The sequence below is a fragment of the Sandarakinorhabdus sp. genome (genome assembly GCF_031422795.1).
Lineage (GTDB): Bacteria > Pseudomonadota > Alphaproteobacteria > Sphingomonadales > Sphingomonadaceae > Sandarakinorhabdus.
The window spans coordinates 1-7,476 of the sequence record NZ_JANPML010000372.1 but is presented as its reverse complement, the minus strand read 5'-3'; the positions used below and the strand labels follow the sequence as shown (position 1 = coordinate 7,476).

Here is a 7,476-nt window from a genome sequence, read left to right as displayed (position 1 = left end):
CTGGACGGCCTGATGGACAAGGCCGCGTATGACGCGTTTGTCGCCAGCCTGTAGTCGAAGGGCTTCTTTCCCCGCTTTGCGGTTGTCGCCTCGGCGTTACAGGCTGCCGAAGGCCAGTGGATCGCCGATTATGTCCGTATCCGTTTTTCCGCTCATCTCCCGGAGTAAGAAAATTGCGTTATCTCCCACTCTCCACGGCTGACCGTTCAGCCATGCTGGCCACCATCGGTGCCGCCAGTGTCGACGACCTGTTCAGCGATGTGCCCGCCGAGGCTGTGCTTGATGGCCCCATCGCCGGCCTGCCCAATCACGCCAGCGAAATGGCCGTCGAGCGCGCGCTGGTGAAGATGGCCGGCAAGAACAAGACCGCCAGCACCAATCCCTTCTTTGTGGGCTGCGGCGCCTACAAGCATCATGTGCCGGCCAGCGTCGACATGGTCATCCAGCGCGGCGAGTTTCTCACCGCCTACACGCCTTATCAGCCGGAAATCGCGCAGGGCACGCTGCAGGTGCTGTTCGAATTCCAGACCCAGGTTGCCCGGCTGACCGGCATGGAAGTGGCGAATGCCTCCATGTACGACGGCTCCACCGCGATGACCGAAGCGGTGTTCATGGCCCGTCGCATCACGCGCAAGCCCAAGTGCATTGTGTCGGCCGGCGTCCACCCGCACTATACCTCGGTGCTGAACACGCTGACCCGTTTTACCGGCGACGTGGTGGAAGCTGGCGTGCCGAGCTTCACCAAGGGTGCGCCGGGCGATGACCTCGCGCACCTGATCGCCAGCATCGATGCCGATACCAGCAGCGTTGTGGTGCAGAACCCCAATCTGTTCGGCCATATCGCCGATCTCACCCCGCTGGCCGATGCCTGCCACAAGGCCGGCGCGCTGCTGATCGTGGTGGTCACCGAAATCGTTTCGCTGGGCGCGATCAAGTCGCCGGGCGAAATGGGCGCCGATATCGTGGTTGGCGAAGGCCAGTCGCTGGGCGCCGGCCTGCTGTTTGGTGGCCCCTATCTGGGCCTGTTCGCCTGCCGCGAAAAACATGTGCGCCAGGCCCCAGGCCGGCTGTGCGGCGAAACCGTGGACGCCAGCGGCAAGCGCGGTTTCGTGCTGACGCTGTCTACCCGCGAACAGCATATCCGCCGCGAAAAGGCGACCAGCAACATCTGCACCAATTCCGGCCTGATCGCGCTGGCGTTTTCGGCGCACCTGACCTTGCTGGGGGAAAAGGGCCTGCGCCATCTCGCGGCCCTCAATCACGCCCGCGCCGTGCAGCTGGCCGATCGGCTGGGCCGCGTGCCCGGTGTGACCCTGCTCAATGGCCCGTTCTTCAACGAGTTCACCCTCGATCTCGGCCGTGAAGCCCGCCCCGTGGTGCGCAAGCTTGCCGAAAAGGGCGTGCTCGGCGGCGTGTCGATGGGCCGGTTGTGGCCAGGCGAGAAATCGCTGACCAGCGGCATGATCGTGGCGGTGACCGAAACCGCGACCGACGAGGATTTTGACGCGTATGAAGACGCGCTGGATGAGGTGATGGCGAAATGAGCACTGCAATGAACAACGTGGGCCGTCCCACCCGTCTGGTCGCTGGCACTGGTGCCGTGGCGGAAACCTTTACCGGCAACAAGGCGCTGATGCTGGAAGAGCCGTTGCTGTTCGAGCGCGGCTCGCTCGACAGGTCGGGCGTTGATCTGCCGCCGGTGCCGCCGGTGCCGGATCGCCTCGCTGGCCTTGGCCGTGATGTCGTCATCGGCCTGCCGGGCTTTTCCGAACCGGAGGCTGTGCGCCACTACACCCGCCTGTCACGGCAGAATTATGCCATCGATCTGGGCATCTTCCCGCTGGGTTCGTGCACGATGAAGCACAATCCGCGCCTGAACGAAAAGATGGCGCGGCTGCCCGGCTTTGCCGATATCCACCCGCTGCAACCGCAGTCGACCATTCAGGGCGCGCTGGAACTGATCAACGTGCTGGCCGATTGGCTGATGAAGCTGACCGGCATGCCCGCTGTTGCCATGAGTCCCAAGGCCGGCGCCCATGGCGAATTGTGCGGGATGCTGGCCATTCGCGCCGCGCTCGATGCGAAAAACGATCCGCGCCGCGTCGTGCTGGTGCCGGAATCAGCCCATGGCACCAACCCGGCCACCGCGGCTTTCTGCGGCTTCACTGTGGAGAATATCCCGGCCAACGCGCGCGGCCGCGTGGATTTCGATGCCATGATGGCCCGGTTGGGCCCGGATGTGGCGGCGGTGATGATCACCAACCCCAACACCTGCGGCCTGTTCGAGCCTGATCTGAAGCGCATTTCCGACGCGGTGCATGCCGTGGGCGGTTATGTTTATTGCGACGGCGCCAATTTCAACGCCATCGTTGGCCGCGTGCGCCCCGGCGATCTGGGCGTCGATGCCATGCACATCAATTTGCACAAGACGTTCAGCACCCCGCACGGCGGTGGTGGGCCGGGTTCGGGCCCGGTCGTGCTGTCAGCCGCGCTGGCGCCGTTCGCGCCGATCCCGTTCGTGCGCAAGACCGCGACTGGGCTGGAACTGGTTGAGGAAGACACCGCCGGCACCCACGCCGCCGACAGTTTTGGCCGTATGGTCGCCTTCCACGGCCAGATGGGCATGTTCGTCCGCGCGCTCAGCTACATGATGAGCCACGGTGCCGACGGCCTGCGTCAGGTAGCTGAGGATGCCGTGCTCAACGCCAATTACATCCTCGCCAGCCTGAAGGATCTGTACACCGCGCCGTTCGCCAGCAGCGGGCCGTGCATGCACGAAGCGCTGTTCTCGGATGATTTCCTGGATGGCACGGGGCTCTCCACCCTCGATCTCGCCAAGGGCCTGATTGATGAAGGTTTCCACCCGATGACGGTCTATTTCCCACTTGTGGTGCATGGTGCGATGCTGGTCGAGCCGACCGAAACCGAGAGCAAGGCCAACCTCGATCAGCTGATCGGGGCGATGCGCCATGTCGCCACACAAATGCTGGCGGATCCTGATGCCTGGCGCACCGGGCCGCACCTGGCGCCGCGCCGCCGGCTTGATGAGACTCTGGCTGCGCGCAAGCCGGTGCTGGCTTACAAGGACAGCGAAGCGGCCTGAAGATAAGCAGGGCCGGCGAGGTTTCCCCCACCGGCCCTGTTGTTTTCGGCCCTGCGCCGTTGGTTCAGGCAATCGCCGTGCGGCGGCGTCGCATGCCGGCGCCAACCAGGCCAAAGCCGGCGATCAGCATCGCCCAGCTCGACGGTTCCGGAACGCCGGCCACTGTGCCGGTGATGTCGATCGGGGTGCCTGAAATGCGGTTCCAGCGGCCCACTGTGTGATTGTCGCTTTCATAGCCACCGACCTGCGGATTTTCGGCAAACACGATGCGATCAAAGCTGGCGCCGCCGCGGGCATAGAAGTTCAGGAAAGCATAGGGTTCGCCGCAGTTCTGATTGGCAAACGCCGCATTCGGGTTGCAGGAATAGCTGGCGCGATTCGGCAGGCCGTTGATGAAGCTGCGGGCATCGCTGGCGGTGAAGGTGAACAGCGTTTCGCCACCCTTCAGGAAGCTGACCTGATTGCCGCGATCCAGCGCCGACAGCCAGAAACCGAAATAGGTCACTTTGCCAGTGGTGGCGGCCAGATCGAGGCTGTAGCCGGCGCTGGAGAAGGTGACGGCATATTTGCCGTTGCCGCCGGCGCCACCAAAGCGATCAGCGCGGTTGATCTGCACGCCGGTATAGCGGCCGGTGAAATCGTTGCCGCCGAAATTGCTGGTGAAATTCTGGCCGGCACCCGTTGCGCGCGCATTGAACCGCTCAACGCCCACGGCGCTGAAGCCGGACGTGCTGTTCTGGATGCCGGCGGCTTCGGTTTCAAGGCTGACAGTGAAGGGGATGGTGGCGGTGGCAGAGGCGGCGCTGGCGGTGAGAGCAGCCAACAGCACAAGCGCAAGACGAACGGACATGAAAGCAACTCCAACTGGTAAACGCACGGACAACCTTGGTTTCGAAAAGGTTGACGCCGCACTATCAGCAGTTGTTCTGCACAAAAAGAAAATAAAAGGTTAATATGAACAAGTAACCATGACGCTCAGCGCCAGCGGGCGATGATGCTGTAATCGCTGCCGTCCTTGCCCATCTGGCTTTCGAACAGGGCAAAGCCCGCGACTGGCCAGGCAATGCGGGGGATGGGGCCCTGCGGCCAATTGCTGACGCCGATCATGCTGCGGCCGCGGGCAAGGGTGATGTGGGGCACAAAGGCCCGGCTGTCGGGCGCGATGCCGACGCTGGCGAGGGCGGCGTTGATCGCCTTGGCCAGCCCGGCCAGCGCGTCGGCCGGGCGCACACCCACCCACAGCGCGTCGATGCGGCCACGATGATCGAACAGGCCGGGTTCGCCAAGCTCTGCCGTGAACGGACGGATGTTTACCCGGCCCAATGCAGCGGCGATATCGGCCGCCGTGTGGCGATCCACTTCGCCGATGAAACGCAGCGTGAGATGGAGCTGTTCCGCCCGTTGCCAGCGCGCGCCGGCCACGCCGCCCATGCTGGCCAGCAGGGCGGTTTTCACCTGCTCCGGCAGATCAAGGCCAACAAACAGACGGATCATTTGATCTGCGCGAGTTCCTTTTCCACCGCCGGCAGGATGCGTTTGACCATCACCACCACGCCCTTGGCATTGGGGTGCATGCCATCGTCCAGCTGCAGGCCCGGCTGGGCAGCGACGCCATCCAGGAAGAACGGATAGAGCGCCGCGCCATTGGCCTTGGCCACGCCTGCGAACATGCCCTCAAACTCGGTCACATAGGGTTTGCCCAGCGTTGGATTGGCCCGCATCCCGGCGACCAGCACCCGTGCGCCCTTGGCCTTGAAGGCTTTCACCATCGCATCAAGATTGGTCTTGGCGGTTTTTGGTGACTGGCCGCGCAGCATGTCGTTGGCGCCCAGTTCCAGCACCACCAGATCCGGCTTTTGCTTCATGCCGGCCAACACCCAGTTCACGCGGGCGCGGCCTTGGGTGCTGGTATCGCCCGATACGCCGGCGCCCACCACCGTCACATCGCGGCCTTTTGCCTTCAGCGCCTTCTCCAGTTGCGGGGCAAAGCCCTGGCCGGGCGGCAGCTGGTATCCTGCCGTGAGCGAATCGCCATAGGCCAGAACGACCAGCGGCCGGGCAACTGCAGGAGAGGCAGGGACAACCTGCGACATGAACAACGCGCTGATCAACAACGCCATCTGGTAAAACGCCTTACGAGTGCCTAATTCGGGCAAGACTCGAATCCTTTCAGCCAAGCGGGACATGAATGAACAGCCATATGGTCATTGAAGCCCGCGATGTCACCCTGCGCCTGGGCAGCGGCGATGCCGCAGTCGATGTGCTGCGCGGTGTTTCATTGTCTGTGCCGGCCGGCCAGCGTATCGCCATTCTGGGCCCGTCGGGTTCCGGCAAGTCGTCGGCGATGGCCGTGCTGTCGGGCATGGAACGCGCGTCAGGCGGCCAAGTGACTGTGGCCGGCGCCGATTTCACCCGGATGGACGAAGACGGCCTGGCCCGTGCCCGCCGTGGCCGCATCGGCATCGTGCTGCAGGCGTTTCACCTGATCCCGACCATGACCGCGCTGGAAAATGTCGCCGTGCCGCTGGAACTGGCGGGCGAAGCCGATGCACAGGGCCGCGCCAAGGCCGAACTGGAAGCCGTCGGCCTGGGCCACCGCCTGCACCATTACCCGACCCAACTTTCGGGTGGGGAGCAGCAGCGCGTCGCCATTGCCCGTGCCCTGGTGGGCCGCCCGGCGCTGATCTTTGCCGATGAACCAACCGGCAATCTCGATGCGGCCACCGGCGCCGCCATCATCGAACTGCTGTTTGGCCGCCTTGCCGAAACCGGCGCGACGCTGGTGCTGATCACCCATGATGCCGAACTTGCACCGCTGTGTGACCGCATCATCACCATGCGCGATGGCCAGATTGTTGATGACCGCATGAATCTGGCGCAAGCCGCGGAATAAAGGGAAGACCATGACATCGTTCAGCTATTTCGACGGCGATACCGAATGCGAAGGCTATCTCGCGCTGCCGGCCGGCCCCGGCCCGCACGCCGCCGTGCTGATTGCCCACAATTGGGCCGGGCAGACGCAGGCCGACAATGACGCCGCCGACCGGCTGGCGGCGGCCGGTTTCATCGGCATCGCGCTTGATGTCTATGGCAAGGGCGTGCGCGGCGAGCTGATGGGCGACAACAGCGCCTTGATGAACCCGTGGATGGAAAATCGTGCCGCCCTGCGCCAGCGCCTGCTGGCCGCGGTCACGGCCGCTGAAGCCCATCCGATGGTGGACGCCGAACGCCTGGCCATCATGGGCTATTGCTTTGGCGGCCTGTGCGCGCTTGATGTCGCGCGCTCTGGCGATGCCCGGATCAAGGGCGCTGTCAGTTTCCACGGTGTCTATGCGCCGCCCAATATCGGCGCGCAGGCGCCAATCAGCGCCAAGGTGCTGGTGCTGCACGGCTGGGAAGACCCGCTGACGCCGCCCGATGCCACCGTGGCGCTGGCGAAGGAACTCACTGCAGCGGGCGCGGATTGGCAAATCCATGCCTATGGCCACGCCTATCATGCCTTCACCGCCAAGGCCGCTGCCAACAAGGCCGGCGGCATCCATTATGATGAAAAGGCGGATCGGCGCAGTTGGCAGGCGTTGCTGAACTTCCTCGGCGAAACCCTCTGAGTCTCGTGCCAAGCTTGGCCCTCAGTCTCGCACTGCGTCTGGCCCTGCGCGAACTGCGCGGCGGCCTTGCCGGGCTGCGCATTCTTGCCATCTGCCTTGTGCTGGGTGTGGCGGCGCTTGCCGGCGTCGGCAGCCTGGCCAGTGCCATCAACGCCGGATTGGCGGAGCGCGGCCAGTTTCTGATGGGCGGCGATGTCGCGCTGCGCCTGTCGGGCCGCATGCCGACGGCCGAACAGCGGGCGACGGCGGCTGCGCTCGGCACGGTCGGCGAAGTGGTGAAACTGCGCGGCATGGTCAGTAAGGTTGGGGTCAGCCGGGCGGATGTCGGCGACAGCGTGCTGGCCGAAGTGAAGGCCATCGATGCGACGTGGCCGCTGTATGGCAAGGTGGTGCTGCAGGGCGGCGGAACAATTGGCCCCGGCATGGCCGCCGCACAGGAAGTGCTGGCCGATAAATTGGGCCTGAAGCCCGGCGACAAACTGCAGCTGGGCCAGGCGACACTCACCTATGCCGGCACCTTGGCCGAAGAGCCCGACCGCGCTGGCGATGGCTTTGGCTTTGGCCCCGGCCTGGTGGTGACCACCAAGGATCTTGATCGGGCCGGTCTCATCACGCTCGGCAGCCTGTATACCAGCGAATTGCGCGTGAAGCTGAAACCCGGCGTCTCGGTCGATGCGGCGCGTGATCGGCTGGAAGCCGTCGCCAAGGATGGGGGCCGCGTACGCGACCGCAGCAATGGCGCACCCGGCACCCGCAATTTCGTCA

8 protein-coding genes are annotated in these 7,476 nt (G+C 64.5%); 5 read left to right on the top strand and 3 right to left on the bottom strand.

What is annotated here, in order from left to right:
• Nucleotides 1–173 precede the first annotated feature (173 nt).
• Together gcvPA and gcvPB are read left to right on the top strand one after the other, a co-directional pair.
• A complete protein-coding gene (gcvPA, locus tag RMO81_RS13045; RefSeq protein WP_310476326.1) occupies nucleotides 174–1,544 on the top strand; it encodes an aminomethyl-transferring glycine dehydrogenase subunit GcvPA in 1,371 nt (456 codons plus the stop codon).
• The gene (gene gcvPB / locus RMO81_RS13040) at nucleotides 1,541–3,103 is read left to right on the top strand and encodes an aminomethyl-transferring glycine dehydrogenase subunit GcvPB (RefSeq protein WP_409049618.1); all 1,563 of its coding nucleotides are present in this window, start codon (nucleotides 1,541–1,543) and stop codon (nucleotides 3,101–3,103) included. Before gcvPA ends, gcvPB begins: the two co-directional genes overlap by 4 nt.
• A 64-nt stretch (nucleotides 3,104–3,167) precedes the next feature.
• Here gcvPB and RMO81_RS13035 read toward each other — a convergent pair whose 3' ends face one another.
• The 3 genes from RMO81_RS13035 to RMO81_RS13025 all read right to left on the bottom strand — a co-directional run bounded on the left by RMO81_RS13035 (nucleotide 3,168) and on the right by RMO81_RS13025 (nucleotide 5,223).
• Nucleotides 3,168–3,953, bottom strand: coding sequence for a PEPxxWA-CTERM sorting domain-containing protein (locus RMO81_RS13035; protein WP_310476325.1), 786 nt, complete (start codon nucleotides 3,951–3,953; stop codon nucleotides 3,168–3,170).
• Nucleotides 3,954–4,078: 125 nt separating this feature from the next.
• A complete protein-coding gene (gene thpR, locus RMO81_RS13030; protein ID WP_310476324.1) occupies nucleotides 4,079–4,597 on the bottom strand; it encodes an RNA 2',3'-cyclic phosphodiesterase in 519 nt (172 codons plus the stop codon).
• Entirely contained in the window at nucleotides 4,594–5,223 is a 630-nt protein-coding gene (locus tag RMO81_RS13025; RefSeq protein WP_310476323.1) for an arylesterase, read from the bottom strand. Before RMO81_RS13025 ends, thpR begins: the two co-directional genes overlap by 4 nt.
• Before the next feature lie 68 nt (nucleotides 5,224–5,291).
• Here RMO81_RS13025 and RMO81_RS13020 point away from each other — a divergent pair, with 68 nt between their 5' ends.
• From RMO81_RS13020 to RMO81_RS13010, 3 genes are all read left to right on the top strand, one after another.
• Nucleotides 5,292–5,996, top strand: coding sequence for an ATP-binding cassette domain-containing protein (locus tag RMO81_RS13020; RefSeq protein ID WP_310476322.1), 705 nt, complete (start codon nucleotides 5,292–5,294; stop codon nucleotides 5,994–5,996).
• 10 nt (nucleotides 5,997–6,006) lie between these two features.
• Nucleotides 6,007–6,711: a dienelactone hydrolase family protein gene (locus tag RMO81_RS13015; RefSeq protein WP_310476321.1), complete on the top strand. Its 705-nt coding sequence runs from the start codon at nucleotides 6,007–6,009 to the stop codon at nucleotides 6,709–6,711.
• A 5-nt stretch (nucleotides 6,712–6,716) separates the two neighbouring features.
• Nucleotides 6,717–7,476, top strand: a 760-nt coding sequence (locus RMO81_RS13010; RefSeq protein ID WP_310476320.1) for an ABC transporter permease, incomplete at its 3' end; no start/stop codon positions are given.